This window comes from Bacillus sp. JJ1566, assembly GCF_036962685.1.
In the GTDB taxonomy this organism is placed as follows: Bacteria; Bacillota; Bacilli; order Bacillales; family Bacillaceae_L; genus Ferdinandcohnia.
This window is the reverse complement of the sequence record NZ_JBALOP010000011.1, coordinates 10429-27342: the sequence shown is the minus strand read 5'-3', so window position 1 is coordinate 27342 and position 16914 is coordinate 10429. Positions and strand designations below refer to the sequence as shown.

Sequence of the window (16914 nt, the reverse complement as noted above, 5' to 3'; positions counted from 1 at the left end):
GGGTGTTAGCACTTCGTGATTGCGAGTGCTAACTGTAAATAAAATAGTCATACTTTTTTTCAGAAAGGGGAACTAGCCATGCCTAAAAAACAGTTTAAAGCAGAGTCTAAAAGGTTATTAGAAATGATGATTAACTCAATTTATTCGCAAAAGGAAGTATTTTTACGCGAGTTAATCTCAAACTCCAGTGATGCAATTGACAAAATCTATTATAAGGCGTTAACTGATGATCGCTATCAATTTAATAAGGATAGCTATTTCATCAAAATTGCTGCTGACAAGGAGAACAGAACTCTTACCATTTCTGATACTGGAATCGGGATGACCAAGGAAGAGCTTGAAACAAACCTTGGAACAATCGCCAAAAGTGGTTCATTCGCTTTTAAAAAGGAAACCGAAATCAAAGACGGCCATGACATCATCGGACAATTTGGTGTTGGATTTTATGCCGCTTTCATGGTTGCTGACGTTGTAACTGTTATTAGTAAAGCCCTCGGTAACGAAGAAGCCTACAAATGGGAGTCAACGGGTGCTGATGGCTACACCATTAAAACTGTGGAAAAAGACACAGTTGGAACTGATATCATTTTAAAAATCAAAGAAAATACTGAAGATGAATCTTATGATGAATTCTTAGAAGAATACCGCTTAAAATCAATCATTAAAAAATATTCAGATTTCATCCGCTACCCAATTAAGATGGATGTATCCTCAAGCAAACTAAAGGATGGAAGCGAATCTGAATACGAGCAGATTACAGAAGAACAAGTCATTAACAGCATGGTTCCTATTTGGAGAAAGAACAAAAGTGAACTCACTGATGAAGACTATGAAAAATTCTATAATGAAAAACACTATGGATTTGATAAGCCTTTAAAGCATATTCATATCAGTGTTGACGGTACAATTCGCTACAATGCCATTTTATATTTACCTGAAAATATTCCATTTGATTATTACTCAAAGGAATATGAAAAAGGGCTAGAGCTTTACTCAAATGGCGTATTAATTATGAACAAATGCGCTGATCTGCTTCCTGATTATTTTAGCTTTGTAAAAGGATTAGTAGATTCTGAGGATTTATCGCTTAATATCTCAAGAGAAATGCTTCAGCAGGATCGTCAATTAAAACTTATCGCGAAAAACATCAATAAAAAAATCAAAAGCGAATTACAGAGCATGTTAAAAAATGAACGCGAAAAATACGAAAAGTTCTATAATAGCTTTGGACGCCAATTGAAATTTGGTGTATACAGTGACTTTGGAAGCAACAAAGAGACATTACAAGATTTATTACTTTTCTATTCTTCCAAGGAGAAAAAGCTTGTTACATTAGACGAATATGTATCCAAAATGCCGGAGGATCAAAAATACATTTATTACGCCACAGGTGATTCGATTGAGCGCATCGACAAGCTGCCACAAACTGAATTAGTAGCTGATAAGGGCTATGAAATCCTTTATTTCACTGAGGATATTGATGAATTTGCGATTAAGATGCTCATGAGTTATAAGGAAAAAGAATTCAAGTCCGTATCAAGCAGTGATTTAGGATTTGAACCAAATGAAAGCGACAAAGCAACAGAAGAAGAACAAAACGAAAACAAAGAGCTATTTGAATATATGAAAAATGCATTAGCAGGTAAGGTAACTGATGTGAGAATTTCGAAACGTCTAAAAACACATCCAGTTTGTTTATCAACAGATGGTGAAATCTCGATTGAAATGGAGAAAATTTTGAATGCGATGCCTGACAATCAAAATGTTAAGGCTGATAAAGTACTAGAGATTAACGTACATCATGAAGTCTTCCAATCATTAAAAAATGCGTTTGAAGATGATAAAACGAAGGTTGATTTGTACACTCAGTTATTGTACAACCAAGCACTTCTTATCGAAGGTCTGCCAATTCAAGACCCAGTTGAATTTACAAATGATATTTGTAAGATTATGGTTTAATTAAAATAGCAACAGTCCCCAGGGCTGTTGCTTTTCTAATCTTATTGATCACTTAATAAAATTCCCACTTCATGTAAAGCTTCACAGGCTGCAGCTATTTTTTCAACAGAATCTGCTTCAATCGTATGTAAGTGCACACCATTCGTCAACAAAGAAAGGAGGGAGGCATTGGTTTCAGATAATTTTTCAATAAAACGTTTCACTTCAAACCGATTCTTAATCATTAATGACCCTACAATTTCCCCATATACAGGATGCTCAACAATCACATCCCGAACGGTCACACCGTTATCTACTAATAGATTTAGTTCCTCAGCAGTTTGCTCAGTAGTGTGTTTCACTGCAATAATTCTAGAAATGTGATCTTGATTTGATTGTTCCTGAAAATAAATATAGCCCTGGCTAGTAGCAACAATGGGTTCATTTTTTGCCTTTAATAAAGAAATATCCTGAACTATTACCTGGCGGCTTACATTTGCTCGTTTTGAAAGTTCCTCACCAATAATCGGGGTAGGGCTTTCCTTCAACCATTTAATAATCGAATCTCTCCGTTTTTCCCCTAATAGTTTTTTATCTGCAGTCATTTTTTTCACTCCATTTAATGCTGTAAGAGTCATTTGCTTTTCATATATTTTACCAACAAGTTCTTTCCAACACAATTCTCGTAATTGAAAAAACAGCCTGATTCAGTTGAACCAGGCTGTTTTGCTAGGGGTGTATTAAATCTTCATAACTCCACCAGTACTTGCATTTGTTACGAGCTTTGAATAGCGAGCTAGGTAGCCTTTTTTCACTTTTGGTTCAAAGCCTTTCCATTCACCTTTACGTCTTTCAAATTCTTCATCAGAAATCTCTAATGTAATGGAACGATTATTTAAATCAAGCTCAATGATGTCTCCATCATGAACGAATGCAATTGGACCACCTTCAGCAGCTTCCGGGGAGATATGTCCGATAGAGATACCTCTTGATGCACCGGAGAAACGGCCATCAGTAATTAAGCCAACTTTGGCACCAAGACCTCTACCAACGATCTGGGATGTTGGTGCAAGCATTTCAGGCATACCTGGACCACCTTTAGGGCCTTCATAGCGAATTACCACTACATCGCCTTCTTTAACCTTACCAACAATAATAGCAGATAGCGCATCCTCTTGAGAATCAAAGCAAACGGCAGGGCCTCTGTGGTATCCGCCAACCTCAGGATCAACCGCACCAACTTTAACGACAGCACCCTCAGGAGCTAAGTTACCAAATAAAATCGCTAATCCACCTGTTTCAGAATGTGGATTCTCAAGTGGGCGAATCACATTATGATCCGTAATTTCACAGCCTGCTACAGTTTCACGCAATGTTTTACCTGTTACAGTCAAACAATCTCCATTAATAGCACCTGGCTTTTTAAGCAATTCATTAATGATTGCACTAACACCTCCAGCATTGTGAACATCCTCAATATGATGATCAGAAGCAGGGGCAATTTTGGCTAAGTGTGGTACACGCGCTGCTATTTCATTAATACGTTCTAATGAATAATCAATTTCGGCTTCATTCGCTAATGCTAGAGTATGAAGAACAGTATTTGTTGAGCCACCCATTGCCATATCTAAAGCAAATGCATTATCAATTGTATCCACTGTCACGATATCACGTGGTTTAATATCCTTTTCAATTAAATACATTAATTGTTTTGCAGATTCTTTAACAAATTCTTTTCTTTCTTCAGCTACAGCTAAGATTGTACCGTTGCCTGGAAGAGCAAGACCAAGTCCTTCTGCTAAACAGTTCATTGAGTTTGCTGTAAACATACCCGAACAAGATCCACATGTTGGACAAGCAAACTGCTCGATTTCTGTTAATCTAGCTTCATCGATTTTACCGGATTGATAGGCACCTACACCTTCAAATACCGAGTTTAAGTTTAGAGGATTTCCAGCCGCATCACGGCCAGCTTTCATCGGACCACCACTTACAAAGATAGTAGGGATGTTAAGACGCATTGCAGCCATCATCATTCCTGGAGTGATTTTGTCACAGTTAGGGATACAAACCATTCCATCAAACCAGTGCGCAGCAACAACTGTTTCAACTGAATCAGCAATGATTTCACGGCTAGGTAGAGAATATCTCATACCGATATGGCCCATTGCAATTCCATCATCAACACCAATGGTGTTCATTTCAAATGGAACGCCACCCGCTTCCCTAATGGCATCCTTTACGATTTTACCAAACTCTTGTAAATGAACATGTCCTGGAACAATATCAATATAAGAGTTGACAACTGCTATAAAAGGTTTGTTAAAATCCTCGTCTTTAACTCCAGCTGCGCGAAGTAAACTTCTATGAGGAGCTCGATCGATTCCTGATTTAATCATATTACTACGTAAATCTGACATATAAAATACCTCCATTTTAAAAAGTACAACAAAATAGAAAATTTAAATTATTACTCATTGTAACACTATTTTTAAGATAATCAATTAATAAATTACGTAGTTTTAATGTGAATTTTAAAAATAATAGTTTAAAATCTTCATAGATTCTACAAATTTCAACAATTGACGAATTGATTTATAGAGTATAATCTTCTATAATATAAATAGTTAGTTTAGGAAACAAATTAATTATTTCGTTAAGAGATAATCTTTTAAATTAAATTGTCATAATCACTTTAAAAGATACACAAAATAACATCATGATTTGTTTTCTATCCTTATTACATAAGTAGAAAGGTTTGATTTTAATATGTCTAAGCAACAAATTGGTGTAGTTGGTTTAGCAGTAATGGGTAAAAACTTAGCGTTAAACATAGAAAGCAGAGGATACTCTGTTGCTGTTTTTAACCGTTCATACGAAAAAACAGAAGAGTTCCTTCAAAATGAAGCAGTTGGCAAAAACTTTGTTGGTGCAAAAACAATTGAGGAATTTGTTAATTCCCTAGAAAAGCCACGCAAAATCTTATTAATGGTTAAAGCTGGTCCAGCAACTGATGCAACAATTGATTCTTTAAAGCCATATCTTGAAGAAAATGATATTCTAATTGATGGTGGTAATACATTCTTCCAAGATACGATTCGCCGTAACAAGGAATTAGAATCTACTGGAATTCACTTCATCGGAACTGGAGTTTCTGGTGGTGAAGAGGGAGCTTTAAAAGGACCTTCAATTATGCCTGGTGGGCAAAAAGAAGCTTACGAGCTTGTTGAACCAATCTTAACAGCAATCTCTGCAAAAGTATCAGGTGACCCTTGCTGTACATATATCGGACCAAATGGTGCCGGTCATTACGTAAAAATGGTTCACAACGGTATTGAATATGGAGATATGCAATTAATCTGTGAAGCATATTTCATCCTTAAAAATGTTCTAGGTTTAAGTACAGATGAACTTCATGAAGTATTTGCTGATTGGAACAAAGGCGAACTAGACAGTTATTTAATTGAAATCACAACAGATATTTTCAAGAAAAAAGATGAAGAAACTGGCAAACCACTTGTTGATGTAATCCTTGACACTGCTGGTCAAAAAGGAACTGGTAAATGGACTAGCCAAAACGCTCTAGACCTAGGTGTTCCACTACCAATCATTACTGAATCTGTATTTGCTCGTTTCATCTCAGCAATGAAGGATGAGCGTGTGAAAGCAAGCCAAGTTCTTTCAGGTCCATCTGCACAAGGTTATGATGGTGACAAACAAGAACTTATTGAAGCAGTTCGTAAAGCTCTTTACTTAAGTAAAATTATTTCATATGCACAAGGTTTCGCACAAATGCGTGTAGCATCTGAAGAATATGGTTGGGATTTAAAATACGGAGAAATTGCAATGATTTTCCGTGGCGGATGTATCATTCGTGCAAAATTCCTACAAAACATCAAAGAAGCATACGACCGTGACCAACAATTAGCAAACCTATTACTAGATCCTTACTTTAAGGAAATTGCAGAAGGTTACCAAGCATCATTACGTAAGGTTATCTCAGTAGCTGTGGAAAAAGGAATTCCTGTTCCATGTTTCTCAAGTGCTATTGCATACTATGATAGCTACCGTACTGAAACATTACCTGCAAACCTTCTTCAAGCACAACGCGACTACTTTGGTGCTCACACATACCAACGCGTTGATAAAGAAGGAACCTTCCATACAAACTGGATGGAATAAATCATTGTTGGGGTTTCAATACTGAAGCCCCGGCTTTTATTTGTAAAAAACTCATTTGGTTGTAAGGGATTACACCTACATAATATGGGCTTCCATTGTTTTAATGCAAAAAAAGAGACAACGCAAAAAAAAATGCGTAAACTGTTTTTAGATGTAAGTTTTACCTTTATTCAACAGAATTCCCCACTCCTATAAGTGCCGGGATAAATGCAGAAGGATTCAGTGGTGGATTCAATTCCCTACTGAATAAAGTTAAAGCCTCCGGCGGATGCCACAAATTTTCAAAGGAAAGTTTTCGAGCAAGCTCGAAAAAATCTGGGCGCAAGTACGCCAAGGCGCATTTGATTAGAAGGGAGTCTTATCATGGGTATTCTCCAAGAGTTATTAAAGGATATTCCTGTTCCAAAAATGCTCAAAGTCAAACAGCATTTTGATGATACTAAAGTTGAAAATCTTGTAGAAGATTTAACAAGCAAATTACACCGAGAAGAAGTAAAGCAGACCATTAAACCGGGCATGGAAATTGCAATTGCTGTTGGTAGCCGTGGAATTGATGCATTAGTTGACATTACGAAAACAACTGTTCAATTCATAAAAGACATGGGCGGCAAGCCTTTTATCGTACCAAGTATGGGTAGCCATGGTGGTGCGACTGGTGAAGGTCAACGTGATGTTTTAAAGCACCTTGGTGTAACAGAAGAAAGTGTAGGTTGTGAAATACGTTCCTCTATGGAAGTTATAAAATTGGGCGAACTACCAAATGGCTTACCAGTTTACATTGATAAATATGCTTCTAAGGCCGATGGAATTGTGGTTATTAATCGTGTAAAACCACATACAGCTTTCCGTGGTTCTGTTGAAAGTGGAATTCAAAAAATGATCAGCATAGGACTTGGGAAGCAAAAAGGAGCAGAAGCTTGCCATCAATTAGGCTTTAAATACATGGCAGAAAATGTTCCGGCAATGGCACAAATGATTATGGAGAAAACTCCATTTCTTTTTGGTGTCGCTACTGTTGAAAACGCATTTGACAGGGTTGCAAGAATTGAAGTCATGCTTACAAATGAAATTATTGAGAAGGAACCTGAGCTTCAAGCACAAGCAAAGCAATTACTTCCAAAGCTATTCTTTGATCAAATCGATGTCCTTGTCATTGATCAAATAGGTAAAAATATCAGTGGAGACGGAATGGATCCGAATATTACGGGGCGTTATCCAACTCCATATGCACACGGCGGTCCTGATGTAAACAAAATGATTGTGTTAAGCTTAACTCCAGAAACAGAAGGTAATGCGAATGGTGTTGGAACAGCAGATTTCACAACCCAACGACTTGTGGACAAAATGGACCTTGAATTCACATATGCAAATGGATTGACTTCAACTGTTGTTGCACCGACGAAGATTGCAACAACACTTCCAAATGATAAAGAAGCAATTCAAGCAGCCATCAAAACATGTAATATCTTAGATTTCACAAAGGTAAAAATGGTACGTATCAAAGATACACTCCATGTGAGCGAAATCGAAGTTTCCGAAGCCTTATTAGATTACATTACCCAGCATCCAAATATCGAACAGGCATCAGACCTATACGAATTCGGCTTTGACGAAAACGGAAACTTATTTTAATTTATCAGTCAGGGTTCAAAGCCTGACTGAATAAGACCTAATTACATCAAAAGGGGAATTAGACATGACTAAATTATTTGACTTAACTGGAAAAACAGCTGTAGCAATCGGTGGAAATAGTGTTCTAGGTTCTTCAATCTGTAAGGGATTTGCTGAACAGGGCGCAAAAGTAGCTATCGTTGGACGCAATCTTGAAAAAACGGAAGCGGTTGTAAAAGAAATCGAGGCTGAGGGCGGAATTGCGAAAGCTTTCACAGCAGACGTTCTATCACGTGAATCACTCGAACAGGCTGCAAACGAAATTGAAGCTTGGTCTGGCGGAATTGACATCCTTCTTAATGCACCAGGTATGAACAGTCCAACTCCATTCTTCGAGCTTGAAATGGATGAGTATGACAAAATTATGGATGTAAACCTAAAAGGTTATGTTGTGGCAACTCAAATTTTCGCAAAGAAAATGATTGATCTAGGACGCAAAGGAAGCATTATTAATATTTCTTCTGTGTCATCTACAACACCATTATCAAAAGTATTTACATACTCTGTTTCAAAAGCTGGTGTCAACAGCATGACTCAGTTCTTGGCAAGAGAATTCGCACCAAATGGAATTCGTGTAAATGCGATTATTCCAGGATTCTTCCCTGCTGAACAAAACCGTAAAATCTTAAGTGAAGAGCGAGTAGCATCTATCATGGGTCATACTCCAATGAATCGTTTCGGTAACCCTGATGAACTAAAAGGAGCTGCGGTATTCTTGGCTTCAGAAAATGCTTCTAGCTTCGTAACTGGTACATTCATCCGTGTTGATGGCGGATTTGGAAGCATGACCATCTAAAATAGTACTTCTGTTACTTATTTTAAATGATATAAATAGTATGAGAACAAATACTACCGGGAGAGAAGGGGAGAATACAATGTTCGACGAAAAGTATCAAAAGCTTGTGTCAATTCTCCGAGAGATGGAATCAGTTGTCGTTGCCTTTTCCGGTGGTGTTGACAGTACCTTTTTACTTAAGGTTGCTGTCGACACACTTGGAAAAGAAAATGTTTTAGCGGTAACTGCTGATTCAGAAACATATCCTTCAACTGAGTTAAAGGAAGCTCAAGTCCTTGCAAAACATATAGGGGCCAACCATCGTGTCATTGAAACATCGGAGTTAGCCATTCCTGGATATACTGAAAATGATCGGAATCGTTGTTATTTCTGTAAGAGCAGTCTTTTTGATCATCTGATTCCCGTAATGGAACGTGAAGGCTATCATAATGTTGTGTATGGAGTCATCGCTGATGATATGAATGAATATCGACCTGGTATGAAGGCGGCAAAGGAAAAAGGAATTCGTGGCCCATTACAGGATGCCAACCTTTTTAAAGATGAAATCCGAGAATTATCTCGTGAATTCGATTTGCCAACTTGGAATAAACCATCATTTGCATGTCTTTCTTCACGAATTGCTTACGGTGAAAAAATCACAATTGAAAAATTAACAAAGGTTGAAAGAGCAGAGGAATTCCTTAAATCTCTTCAGATTCGTCAGGTTCGTGTTCGCACCCATCAAGAAATTGCACGGATTGAGGTTGAGCCTAACGATATGAAAATTGTCTTGGATCATCATGAAACCATTACAAAAGAACTTAATGCTATTGGCTATAAATATATAACACTAGATTTAGTAGGTTACAAGAGTGGAAGTATGAATAAAGTACTTTCTTAAGATTTTTTTCTAGCTCCAAGCGCCATCGGCTCTCTGGTCTAAGCCAATCGCTTTGGAAGGTAAAAGGCACCTTCTGTCAGCGCTCGTCTTATGCTTGTCGCCGAAAGCGGAAGCATTAAGCTTTTCTTTTGAGAATGCTTTGGAATCTTTCTTTCCAAAGCTTTTTCTTTGTAAAGAATAATATGGTAACATTAAGTCACAAACTAACAAAAACAATAGAAGTATGTGTTCAAAAAGGATGGGCATCGGACTTTTCGAACATCATCTAGAACGTGTAAAGGAAGATGTAGGTATGTCACATGAGTACGTCATTGGTCTCGATTTAGGGACAACCAGTGCAAAAGCAGTTGTCTTTACCTTAAATGGTAAGGTAGTTGCAGAAGCCGAGGATTTAGTTACTTCTTACTATCCTAAGCAAGGATGGGTCGAGCAAGACCCTGATGAAATTGAGCGCTCTGCTGTAAAAGCGATTAATATGGCCATTAAGCAAGCGAATGTTAAGAAAGATGATATTATTAGCTTGGGTATTTCAGCTGCCATGCATTCCCTTATTTGTATGGCGGATAACGGAGAAGCTCTTTCCCAAGCACTAATTTGGGCAGACGGTAGAAGTACAAAACAAGCGAATGAACTAATGGAAACAGACGGTATTGAGATCTTTTCAAGAACGGGTATGCCGATACATCCGATGTCACCTTTAGCAAAGCTCATTTGGATGAAGGAGATTGATTATATTCCATATAAACAATCAAGCTACTTCTTATCCATTAAAGAATACCTGCTTTTAAAATGGTTTAATCAACGAGTAATAGATTATTCAATGGCATCTGCAACCGGAATGTTTAACGGAAAGACATTTCAATGGGATGAAGAAGTTCTTAATAAAGTGGGTATTACTGGGGACATGCTTTCAAAAATCGTACCACCAACTTATCGATTAACCGAAATCAACCCAACAATTGCAGATGAAATGGGCATCTCAAGTAAAATGCCATTTATCATCGGAGCGGCTGATGGTCAGTTTGCTAATTTAGGAATTGGAGCAATTTCTCCAGGTGAAGTTGCTGTAACAGCTGGTACAAGTGGGGCTATTCGTCAATTTACAAAAGGATTCCAATCAAATACAAAGCATGAAACCTTTTGTTATGCCTTTACTGATGAATACTTTATTGTTGGTGGTCCAACGAATAACGGTGGAATTGCACTTCAATGGTTAAAAGAACTACTTAATTACCAGGAAAGCTTTGATCATTTTACTGCAGAAGCTGCAAAGGTTGAACCTGGTGCTGAAGGTTTATTTTTCCATCCATATATAAATGGGGAACGTGCGCCATTATGGAACCAGCAAGCACGTGGTAACTTCTTTGGCATGTCTGTTACCCATAAAACCGAGCACTTTGTTCGTGCCGTTTTAGAGGGAATCACATTTAATCTATACCAAATCGGACAAGCATTAGAAAAACAAGCCGGAGAAACTGAAAAGCTTTATGTAAACGGCGGCTTGGCACGTTCACCATTGTGGCTGCAAATGCTTGCTGATGTGTTCGGTAAAGAGGTTTATGTCCCAGAAAGCCATCATAGTGCAGCATGGGGTGCAGCTTGGACTGCACTAGTAGGCATAGGTAAAGTAAATTCCTTTGATGAGATTAAGAATAATATCCCAATGGGAGATCCCGTTGTTCCTAATAAGGAAAACCACGAGAAATACAAAGCTATTTACGCAAAATATGAAGCAATTGCAAAAGATATTATTAAACATTTCTAAACATAAGCGTCAGTTGATACTGGCGCTTTACTTTCGATATACATCGATTACCAAAATCGATTAAGGTGTGTGAAACATGGTAGAGGAAATCTTAAAGCAAGTAAAACAAGGAACATTAAGTATTGAGGATGCAAAAAAACAACTTGCAACTTACGAGAATTTAGGATTCGCAAAAATTGATCATCATCGAAAAAACAGACAAGGCTTTCCGGAAATTGTTTTTGGTGAAGGTAAGACAAAAGAACAAATTCAAACGATCGTAAATGTAATCAAGGATCGCGGTGACAATGTTCTTGTGACCCGTATTTCGCAAGAAAAAGCAGTTTTTATTTTACAATCCAATCCTGAATTTGTTTACAATGAAACAGCCCAAGTTCTATATTGGAAAGACGAGACAAAAGAAACAAAAATAAAGAATGGCTACATCGCCATTGTGTGTGCGGGAACCTCTGATTTACGTGTCGCTGAAGAAGCCGCTATAACGGCTGAGGTATTAGGCAGTAACATTCGTCGCTTCTATGATGTAGGTGTAGCTGGCATTCATCGGTTATTTGATAACATTGAAGAGATTCGAAATGCAAATGTTTCAGTTGTAGTTGCAGGTATGGAGGGTGCCTTGCCGAGTGTAGTCGGTGGGCTTGTTTCCCATCCTATTATAGCAGTCCCTACGAGTATCGGTTATGGGGCAAATTTTCAAGGATTATCAGCTTTATTAACAATGCTTAATTCCTGTGCATCTGGAATCAGTGTAGTGAATATCGACAATGGTTTCGGTGGTGCTTACAACGCGGTCTTAATTGATCAACTTGCACGAAAAGGAGAACAAGAATAAATGAAAACACTATATTTTGACTGTTTTTCAGGTATTAGTGGGGATATGGTAATTGGTGCATTGCTTGATGCAGGTGGAGACCCACAAACACTAGTTGAGGAATTAAAGAAACTTCATTTTGATGATGAATATAAGTTAGAATGGAAAAAGGTCGTAAAAAACGGAATCACATCCACGAAATTTGATGTCATTTTAAAAAATGAAGGCAATATGCACTCGCATGAGCATCATCACGAGCAGGAGCACGACCATGAACACCATCATCATGATCACAACCATCATCACGAACATACTCATAATCACCATCACGACGATGAACACGAACATATACATACTCATGAACATAGCCATGATCACGGTCACAGTCATGATCATACCCATCATCACCATCATTCACATCGTGCCTATAAGGATATTGTAAAAATGATTGAAGAATCTGAATTGGCACCTGAAGTAAAGGAAACATCACTTAAGATTTTTAAGAAAATCGGTGAAGCAGAAGGTCTAATCCATGGACTTCCTTTGGATAAAGTTCATTTCCATGAAGTAGGTGCAGTTGATTCTATTATTGATATTGTCGGAGCAGCTATTTTACTGGACCAATTAGAAATAACCACAATCAAATCATCAGCCGTGCCAGTAGGAACAGGAAAAATTAAAATTGACCACGGCATCTATCCGGTACCAGCACCTGCTACACTTGAAATTTTAAAAGGGGTACCAATTGAACAAAACGATATTCGTTTTGAACTCACGACTCCGACTGGAGCAGGAATTATCTCCGTGCTCACAGATGAATTTTGCAGTTTTCCTTCGATGAAGGTAGAAGCAATTGGATACGGTGCTGGCACAAAAACATTTAAAGATCGCCCAAATGTTCTTCGTATCATTATTGGAGAATAACCAACTAAAAAAAGTTAAAGCCTCCGGAAGAGACATGTGATTTTTAAAGATAATTTTTCGGGCATAAGATCAAAGACTAAGAGCGCCACTTCCTGATGTCTTTGTCTTTGTGACCCACCTCGTGTGGGCCTAAAAAATCTGGGCACAAATACTCCAAGGCGTAATTGATTTAGCTAGTCCTCACCAAAGTGTGGGGACTTTTCTTTTTCTGAACTCTGTTATTGACACATGTAATTTTAAGAAGTATAATTATCTTGAATTAAAGATATCTTACTTGAAGATATTTTTATAAATAGTAATTTTAATTTGCTTGGAAAAACTAAAATACATGTAAGTAAAATTGGAGGCATAAATAATGAACGGATTAAAAGGAATACACCATGTCACTGCGATTACCAGTAGTGCAGAAAAAAACTATGAATTTTTCACATATGTATTAGGAATGCGACTAGTAAAGAAAACAGTAAACCAAGATGATATTCAAACATATCACTTATTTTTTGCAGATGATACAGGCAGTCCGGGGACAGACATGACTTTCTTCGATTTTCCTGGAATTCCAAAAGGAGTTCATGGTACAAATGAAATTTCAAAAACATCTTTCCGTGTTCCAACCGATGCTGCTATCGATTATTGGGAAAAACGTTTTGATCGATTAAATGTTAAACATTTTGGGGTTAAAGAACAATTTGGAGTAAAAACACTGTCTTTCGTTGACTTTGATGACCAGCAATATCAACTAGTTTCGGACGAAAACAACAAAGGTGTGCCGTCTGGAACTCCATGGCAAAAAGGGCCAATCCCATTAGAATATGCAATCACTGGATTAGGACCATTATTTGTACGAACTGCACATTTTGATTTCTTTACGGAAATGCTTGAAAAAGTTTTACAATTTAAAGAAATTGCAAAAGATGGTTCATACCACTTGTTTGAAGTAGGTGAGGGGGGAAATGGTGCACAGGTTGTTGTTGAAAATAACACCATTCTACCACCATCACAACAAGGTTTTGGAACAGTCCATCATGCAGCTTTTCGTGTAGAAGATAAATCAGTCCTTGATGAGTGGGACAAGCATTTACGTGGATTCGGTTTCCAAACATCGGGCTTTGTTGATCGTTTCTTCTTCGGATCCCTTTATTCTAGAGTAGCTCCCGGAATTCTATTTGAATTTGCTACAGATGGACCTGGATTTATGGGAGATGAACCATACGAAACACTTGGTGAAAAACTATCATTACCTCCATTTTTGGAGCAAAAGCGCGAGGCCATTGAGAGCTACGTTCGACCTATTGATACCGTTCGAAGTACGAAAGAATTTGTAAAAGAATAATCTCACTTACAGGATGTCCCATATAAAAATGGGGCATCTTTTTTTGTTAGTAAAAAATGGTTACCCTGAAATTCAATTAACTACCAACTGCCGATTGTACATAGGTCAAAAGGCATGAAACCTAGTTATTCCTACGTTAATTTCTTCCATAACCACTGACCATGGAAGGATTTTATCGAAACTAATCGAAATTTGTCTTATTTCATTGTATAATTATCTGTTGTAAGACAAAAAGTTTGAAAGGATGATGTCCAATTATGGAATGGGCGTTAGTCATATTATTTGGGGTAGCAGCAGTATTACTTATTTTATCTTATGCTCTTACGAAAAAAGCAAAAAAAGCAGAACAGCGGGAGCTTGAATTATATTCAGTAAGTTTTATGGAGGAAATAAATAAACTGCAGCAACAAATGAGAAACTTGGAATTAGACAATGAAATTCTTGCAAACCAAGCTGGGATTGATACAACAGATAAAGAACAACGTGGGTTACTTCGTGATGTGCTTGACCTATATAAAAGAGGATATTCAGTAACAAGCATTGCGAATGAAAAAGATCTAAGTGAAATCGAAGTACAAGGTTTGCTATCTCCTTTTAAAAAACAAGCAGAAGGGAGTAAAGCAGCTAATGACCGCTAAAACATTAACTAGCTTCGCTTCAGGGCTTTTACTTGCAGCAGTGGTTTGTGCAATTGTTTATTTTTTCGGACCACAACAAGCAACAGGTACGAAGGCTGAGGAAAAGCCCAATGTTGAAGAACTAAAAAGTCTTCTAACTGCAGAAGGTTATGTTGTCCATACAGAGGAAGAATGGAATCAAGCAATTACTGAAGCACAGAAAACAGTTGAAGAAACCGGAGAGCAACCTAAAGAAGAAGCAAAAGAAGAGGTAGCGGAAGAACCAAAAGAAGAACCTGCTGAACCGGAAGTCAAAAAAACTGTTATCACAGTCTCCGAAGGAATGACAAGCTATGAAGTTGGAAAATCACTTATTTCAGCCAACATCATAAGTGGAAGTGCTTGGGATTTTGCAAACCTCGTAGAGAAAAAAGGTGTAGCCAAATACTTAAAGCTCGGAACATACGAAATAAACAGCAATATGACAACTGATGAAATCATTTCAACTATATTTAATAAAAGATAAAGTGAAACTTCATACAATGGGGGTTTTCTTACCCCATTGAATGTTAGTTGAACCGATCGGGCTTTTACTGACAGTTGACCCGAGGGTCTAACTGCCAGTTAATGCGGGATAAATCGACCCTAAAAGACCAAATCCACTAAAAAGTGATTTGGTCTTTTTTCTTTATTCGTGAAACAAGGAAAATCGAGCGCTGACATGCATAAAATTGTAGGCATTTCTCACGAAAACTAGACAATTGTTATCATTTTGGCTGTGCTTACATATTATAGAATATAAATTAATAATCATTATTAATTTAGCCATTGACCTTAACATGACTTTAATGTGTTTTATAAATATGTTTTCTGTCAAGAATGAATGTAGAGTAAATAAGCTAATGGGGTGATACGAAATGTATACCAATAAAGCAATTCAGGTTCTTGACCGTATGCGTTTATCAAATGGTGCTTATACAGCAAGTTTATCAAATGATTATAGCTATGTATGGATTCGAGATATCGTATATACTGTACTTCCATTTATCAATGAACCGTCTGAGAGATATGCAAAGGCCTATCATGCTTTATTTGATATGTTTAAGACGTATGAGTGGAAAATTGATATCCATCGGAAAAAGAAACCAATTTATTTGTTTGAATACATCCATTCACGGTATTCCACAGATTTAAAAGAGATGCCTGTTGAATGGGGGCATGCCCAAAATGATGCGATTGGCGCATTTTTATGGGGCGTTGGTGAAGGCTACCGCCTAGGACAAAAAGTAATTCGAGATAAAAAGGATATTGAAATTGTCCAAAAGCTCGTCGATTACCTAGAATGCCTTCAATATTGGCAAGCAAAGGATAATGGCATGTGGGAAGAGAACATGGAGGTTCATGCTTCAAGTCTTGGGGCATGTATCGCGGGACTAAATGCCGTAAAAATCCTTGTTAACGTTAAAGAAGATCTAATCAAAAAAGGAGAGAATGCTCTCCAAAACTTATTACCACGAGAAAGCGAAACAAAGGACACCGATTTAGCATTGCTTTCCCTTGTATTCCCATATCGGGTCGTTGACCGTGATACTGCTATCAAGATTGTTGAAACCGTTTCCTCGAAGCTAGAGCGTAAGTATGGTGTGATCCGCTATGCAAATGATCAGTATTATAATGAAGGAAGTGAAGCCGAATGGTGCTTTGGGTTTCCTTGGCTAGGGCTTTGCTACCTTGAATTAGGCCAATTTCACAAAGCAAGTGAATATATAGATAAAACAAAAAGGATTGTGCCGGATAATTGGGAGGTTCCTGAGCTCTATGTAGGTGGTACCAATAGACCCAATGGAAACACCCCATTAGCATGGTCAGTTGCGATGTCCTATATTTTCCTCACGAAAATTGAAGACCTAGCCCAACAAAAAATATCTTAAAAGGCTGCGAAAGCAGCCTTTTTGTATGGAACATTTTTATAGACAATCATATAAAAACCCAAAAAA

At 37.6% G+C, this 16914-nt stretch carries 14 protein-coding genes; 12 read left to right on the top strand and 2 right to left on the bottom strand.

Annotated elements, in window-relative coordinates:
* The first annotated feature begins 78 nt into the window (after positions 1-78).
* Positions 79-1959 (top strand): molecular chaperone HtpG, encoded by a 1881-nt coding sequence (gene htpG / locus V7112_RS06270; protein WP_335416831.1) that lies wholly within the window; start codon positions 79-81, stop codon positions 1957-1959.
* A gap of 41 nt (positions 1960-2000) precedes the next feature.
* On the opposite strand, the gene V7112_RS06265 is transcribed toward htpG, so the two are convergent.
* Positions 2001-2543: a transcription repressor NadR gene (locus V7112_RS06265; protein ID WP_335416830.1), complete on the bottom strand. Its 543-nt coding sequence runs from the start codon at positions 2541-2543 to the stop codon at positions 2001-2003.
* A gap of 135 nt (positions 2544-2678) precedes the next feature.
* Positions 2679-4358: a dihydroxy-acid dehydratase gene (gene ilvD, locus V7112_RS06260; protein WP_335416827.1), complete on the bottom strand. Its 1680-nt coding sequence runs from the start codon at positions 4356-4358 to the stop codon at positions 2679-2681.
* Between the two features lie 349 nt (positions 4359-4707).
* Here ilvD and gndA point away from each other — a divergent pair, with 349 nt between their 5' ends.
* From gndA to V7112_RS06205, 11 genes are all read left to right on the top strand, one after another.
* Positions 4708-6120: an NADP-dependent phosphogluconate dehydrogenase gene (gene gndA, locus V7112_RS06255; protein ID WP_335416825.1), complete on the top strand. Its 1413-nt coding sequence runs from the start codon at positions 4708-4710 to the stop codon at positions 6118-6120.
* 363 nt (positions 6121-6483) lie between these two features.
* On the top strand, positions 6484-7752 hold the full coding sequence (locus V7112_RS06250) for a lactate racemase domain-containing protein (protein WP_335416823.1): 1269 nt from the start codon (positions 6484-6486) through the stop codon (positions 7750-7752).
* A gap of 64 nt (positions 7753-7816) precedes the next feature.
* Positions 7817-8587 (top strand): SDR family oxidoreductase, encoded by a 771-nt coding sequence (locus tag V7112_RS06245; protein ID WP_335416821.1) that lies wholly within the window; start codon positions 7817-7819, stop codon positions 8585-8587.
* A 79-nt stretch (positions 8588-8666) separates the two neighbouring features.
* Positions 8667-9467, top strand: coding sequence for an ATP-dependent sacrificial sulfur transferase LarE (gene larE, locus V7112_RS06240; RefSeq protein WP_335416819.1), 801 nt, complete (start codon positions 8667-8669; stop codon positions 9465-9467).
* 292 nt (positions 9468-9759) lie between these two features.
* Complete coding sequence (locus V7112_RS06235; protein WP_335416817.1) at positions 9760-11232, top strand: gluconokinase; 1473 nt, start codon at positions 9760-9762, stop codon at positions 11230-11232.
* Positions 11233-11308: 76 nt separating this feature from the next.
* The gene (gene larB / locus V7112_RS06230) at positions 11309-12064 is read left to right on the top strand and encodes a nickel pincer cofactor biosynthesis protein LarB (RefSeq protein ID WP_335416815.1); all 756 of its coding nucleotides are present in this window, start codon (positions 11309-11311) and stop codon (positions 12062-12064) included.
* The gene (locus V7112_RS06225; protein WP_335416812.1) at positions 12065-12967 is read left to right on the top strand and encodes a LarC family nickel insertion protein; all 903 of its coding nucleotides are present in this window, start codon (positions 12065-12067) and stop codon (positions 12965-12967) included. It begins immediately after the preceding gene.
* A 355-nt stretch (positions 12968-13322) separates the two neighbouring features.
* Positions 13323-14300: a ring-cleaving dioxygenase gene (locus V7112_RS06220; RefSeq protein WP_335416810.1), complete on the top strand. Its 978-nt coding sequence runs from the start codon at positions 13323-13325 to the stop codon at positions 14298-14300.
* Positions 14301-14557: 257 nt separating this feature from the next.
* Positions 14558-14938 carry a hypothetical protein gene (locus V7112_RS06215; protein WP_335416808.1) on the top strand — a complete coding sequence of 127 codons (381 nt, stop codon included), beginning with the start codon at positions 14558-14560 and terminating at the stop codon, positions 14936-14938.
* A complete protein-coding gene (locus V7112_RS06210) occupies positions 14928-15443 on the top strand; it encodes a hypothetical protein (RefSeq protein ID WP_335416806.1) in 516 nt (171 codons plus the stop codon). Before V7112_RS06215 ends, V7112_RS06210 begins: the two co-directional genes overlap by 11 nt.
* 391 nt (positions 15444-15834) lie before the next feature.
* Positions 15835-16848, top strand: coding sequence for a glycoside hydrolase family 15 protein (locus tag V7112_RS06205; RefSeq protein WP_335416805.1), 1014 nt, complete (start codon positions 15835-15837; stop codon positions 16846-16848).
* Positions 16849-16914 lie beyond the last annotated feature (66 nt).

Excerpts from the sequence above, each read along its gene's own strand:
- htpG (WP_335416831.1), top strand. The coding sequence starts at position 79 with ATGCCTAAAAAACAGTTTAAAGCAGAGTCTAAAAGGTTATTAGAAATG.
- V7112_RS06265 (WP_335416830.1), bottom strand. The coding sequence starts at position 2,543 with ATGACTGCAGATAAAAAACTATTAGGGGAAAAACGGAGAGATTCGATT.
- ilvD (WP_335416827.1), bottom strand. The coding sequence starts at position 4,358 with ATGTCAGATTTACGTAGTAATATGATTAAATCAGGAATCGATCGAGCT.
- gndA (WP_335416825.1), top strand. The coding sequence starts at position 4,708 with ATGTCTAAGCAACAAATTGGTGTAGTTGGTTTAGCAGTAATGGGTAAA.
- V7112_RS06250 (WP_335416823.1), top strand. The coding sequence starts at position 6,484 with ATGGGTATTCTCCAAGAGTTATTAAAGGATATTCCTGTTCCAAAAATG.
- V7112_RS06245 (WP_335416821.1), top strand. The coding sequence starts at position 7,817 with ATGACTAAATTATTTGACTTAACTGGAAAAACAGCTGTAGCAATCGGT.
- larE (WP_335416819.1), top strand. The coding sequence starts at position 8,667 with ATGTTCGACGAAAAGTATCAAAAGCTTGTGTCAATTCTCCGAGAGATG.
- V7112_RS06235 (WP_335416817.1), top strand. The coding sequence starts at position 9,760 with ATGTCACATGAGTACGTCATTGGTCTCGATTTAGGGACAACCAGTGCA.
- larB (WP_335416815.1), top strand. The coding sequence starts at position 11,309 with ATGGTAGAGGAAATCTTAAAGCAAGTAAAACAAGGAACATTAAGTATT.
- V7112_RS06225 (WP_335416812.1), top strand. The coding sequence starts at position 12,065 with ATGAAAACACTATATTTTGACTGTTTTTCAGGTATTAGTGGGGATATG.
- V7112_RS06220 (WP_335416810.1), top strand. The coding sequence starts at position 13,323 with ATGAACGGATTAAAAGGAATACACCATGTCACTGCGATTACCAGTAGT.
- V7112_RS06215 (WP_335416808.1), top strand. The coding sequence starts at position 14,558 with ATGGAATGGGCGTTAGTCATATTATTTGGGGTAGCAGCAGTATTACTT.
- V7112_RS06210 (WP_335416806.1), top strand. The coding sequence starts at position 14,928 with ATGACCGCTAAAACATTAACTAGCTTCGCTTCAGGGCTTTTACTTGCA.
- V7112_RS06205 (WP_335416805.1), top strand. The coding sequence starts at position 15,835 with ATGTATACCAATAAAGCAATTCAGGTTCTTGACCGTATGCGTTTATCA.